The organism is Roseovarius sp., assembly GCF_018066915.1.
Taxonomy (GTDB): Bacteria; Pseudomonadota; Alphaproteobacteria; order Rhodobacterales; family Rhodobacteraceae; genus Roseovarius.
The window spans coordinates 1-3,123 of the sequence record NZ_JAGPVV010000083.1; the positions used below are offsets into that span (position 1 = coordinate 1).

Below are 3,123 nucleotides of genomic sequence, written 5' to 3' on the forward strand. Positions count from 1 at the left end.
AGGGGTCACAAGCCACCTGCCCGATGCCGAGGTCGAATTGTGGCTCGAGCCGGTGGGCGTGGCCGCGCTCATCACGCCGTGGAATTTTCCCTCTGCCATGCTCACGCGCAAGGCTGCGGCGGCGATGGCGGCAGGCTGCACCGTGGTCGCACATCCAAGCGCCGAGACACCCTATTCGGCACTGGCCTTGGCCGAACTGGCCGAGCGCGCGGGCATCCCGGCGGGTGTGTTCAACGTGGTCACAGGCCGCGCTGCGACGGTTGTGGAGCCGTGGACGCAAGACGCCCGCGTGCGCGTCCTCAGCTTTACCGGGTCGACCAATATCGGGCAGTTGCTCTATCGCCAATGCGCCGGGACGGTCAAGAAACTGGTGCTGGAACTGGGCGGCCACGCACCGGTGATCGTGTTCAAGAATGCCGATCTGGAAACAGCGGTGGCCGAGTCCATCAAGGCCAAGTTTGCCACCTCAGGGCAGGATTGTCTGGGGGCCAACCGGATTTACGTCGAGCGCCCGATCTATGACGCGTTTTGCCGACGCTTTACCGACGCGGTACGGACACTCACGCTTGGGCGTTGCATGGACGATCCCGACATCGGCCCTTTGATGAACGAGAACGCGGTCAGCAAGCAGGAAGAGCATGTGGCCGATGCGCTGGCCCACGGTGCGACGCTCGCCTGCGGTGGCAAGCGCGATGCGCTGGGGCCGCTCTTTTATCAACCCACGGTTCTGACGGATGTGCCCGACGCCGCCGCAATCATGCGCGATGAGACCTTTGGCCCGGTGGCGGCGATCACGCCCTTTGACACCGAGGACGAGGTGGTGGCCCGTGCCAATGCCACGGAATATGGTCTTATCGCCTATCTCCATTGCCACGATCCGCGCCGCATCTACCGGATGACGCGGGCGCTGCAATTCGGCATGGTGGCAGTGAACCGGACCAAGGTCACGGGCGCGCCGATCCCCTTTGGCGGGGTCAAGCAATCGGGGCTGGGCCGCGAAGGAGCGCGGCGCGGCATGGAGGAATTCATGGAAATCAAATACGTCTGCCGCGATTGGGCGTGACGGTCGGGATTCGAGTATTTTTGGAACGATGAAGCTGGGGGTGTGCCCCCGAAGAGAGGAAACACGATGCTGCGCAACGACCAACTCGATCAATGGGATCGCGAGAATTTCTTTCACCCCTCCACGCATCTTGCGCAGTTCGCACGCGGTGAGGCACCCAACCGGGTGATCAAGAGCGGCAGCGGCTGTCATATCGAGGATCGGGACGGCAATCGCCTGCTCGATGCCTTTGCCGGGCTTTACTGCGTCAACGTGGGCTATGGCCGCCAAGAGATTGCCGAGGCGATTGCGGCACAGGCGCGGGAACTGGCCTATTATCACGCCTATGTGGGTCACGGCACCGAAGCGTCGATCACCCTTGCCAAGATGATCATGGACCGCGCCCCGGCGCATATGTCCAAGGTCTATTTCGGTCTTTCCGGCTCTGATGCCAACGAGACCAACGTCAAGCTGATCTGGTATTACAACAACATCCTTGGACGGCCTGAAAAGAAGAAGATCATCAGCCGTTGGCGCGGCTATCACGGCTCTGGTCTCGTGACCGGCTCGCTCACCGGGTTGGAGCTGTTTCACAAGAAATTCGACCTGCCGCTGGCGCAGGTGGTCCATACTGAGGCGCCCTATTATTTCCGCCGCGCCAATCTGGATCAGACCGAGGATCAATTCGTCGCGCATTGCATTGCGGAACTGGAAGCGCTGATCGCGCGTGAGGGGGCCGACACCATCGCTGCCTTTATCGGCGAGCCGGTGCTAGGCACCGGGGGCATCGTGCCGCCGCCCGCTGGCTATTGGGCCGCCATTCAAGAGGTGTTGACCAAGCACGACATCCTGCTGGTGGCGGATGAGGTGGTGACGGGCTTTGGCCGGTTGGGGACAATGTTCGGGTCCGAGCATTACGGGTTGAAACCGGATCTCATCACCATCGCCAAGGGACTGACGAGCGCCTATGCGCCACTGTCGGGCAGCATCGTCAGCGACCGGATGTGGAAGGTGCTGGAGCAGGGCACGGATGAGAATGGCCCCATTGGCCATGGCTGGACCTATTCGGCGCATCCCATCGGGGCTGCGGCGGGGGTGGCCAACCTCAAGCTGCTCGATGATCTGAACCTGATCGCCAATAACCGCGAAGTGGGCGGCTATCTTAATCGTGGCATGGCCGAGGCGCTGGGCGCGCATGCGCATGTGGGCGAGGTGCGTGGCGAGGGGATGCTCTGTGCCGTGGAATTCGTCAAGGACCGCGACAGCCGGACATTCTTTGACGCGGCCGACAAGGTGGGGCCGCAGATTTCCGCCGCGCTGGCGGCCACGGGTGTGATCGCGCGGGCCATGCCGCAGGGGGACATTCTGGGCTTTGCACCGCCCTTCTGCCTGACCAAATCCGAGGCGGATGAGGTGATTCACAAAACCACAAAAGCCGTGCAATCCGTGCTGGGATAGGTGATTTTCCGTTGAAAACACCGCCGAGGCTCGCGCTAAAGCGGAGCGTGCCTCGGCCATTTGCAGGAAAATTGACTTATCTTGCTTGACTTGCAGGCGTTTTGACCTGCGCAGGTCGGTTTCGGGAAAAAAGTGCCGCAATCCGCTTGCATGTGAGGGGTCTTGTTGTTTTAGTTTCTTGCGAACGCGAGGCAAACGCTTGCGATGAATACAATAGGGAGCCGAACTTGGCAGATACCGGGAACAACGATGCGTTCGTTGCGTTTGAACGTGTCCAGAAGAGCTATGACGGCGAAACACTGGTCGTCAAGGATCTGAACCTGACCTTGCCCAAGGGCGAATTTCTGACGATGCTGGGGCCGTCGGGCTCTGGCAAGACAACCTGTCTGATGATGCTTGCAGGGTTCGAGACAGCGACCCACGGCGAGATCAAGCTCGACGGTGTGAGCATCAACAACATTCCGCCGCACAAGCGCGGCATCGGCATGGTTTTCCAGAATTACGCGCTGTTTCCGCATATGACGATTGCCGAAAACCTGAGCTTCCCGCTGGAAGTTCGGAAAATGGGCAAGGCTGATCGCGAAGCAAAGATCAAGCGGGCGCTCGACATGGTGCAGATGGGT

General features: G+C 60.8%; 3 protein-coding genes. All 3 read left to right on the forward strand.

Annotation, left to right across the window (positions count from 1 at the left end):
• Positions 1–1,063: aldehyde dehydrogenase family protein (locus tag KBT70_RS04775; RefSeq protein ID WP_296629385.1), on the forward strand; the 1,063-nt coding region annotated here is incomplete at its 5' end.
• Between the two features lie 66 nt (positions 1,064–1,129).
• Positions 1,130–2,500, forward strand: a complete 1,371-nt coding sequence (locus KBT70_RS04780) for an aspartate aminotransferase family protein (RefSeq protein ID WP_296629386.1) — start codon at positions 1,130–1,132, stop codon at positions 2,498–2,500.
• Positions 2,501–2,727: 227 nt separating this feature from the next.
• A partial coding sequence (locus tag KBT70_RS04785) for an ATP-binding cassette domain-containing protein (protein WP_296629387.1) occupies positions 2,728–3,123 on the forward strand: 396 nt, incomplete at its 3' end.

Bases quoted from the DNA above. Each gene is read 5' to 3' on its own strand.
- KBT70_RS04780 (WP_296629386.1), top strand. From the start codon at position 1,130: ATGCTGCGCAACGACCAACTCGATCAATGGGATCGCGAGAATTTCTTT.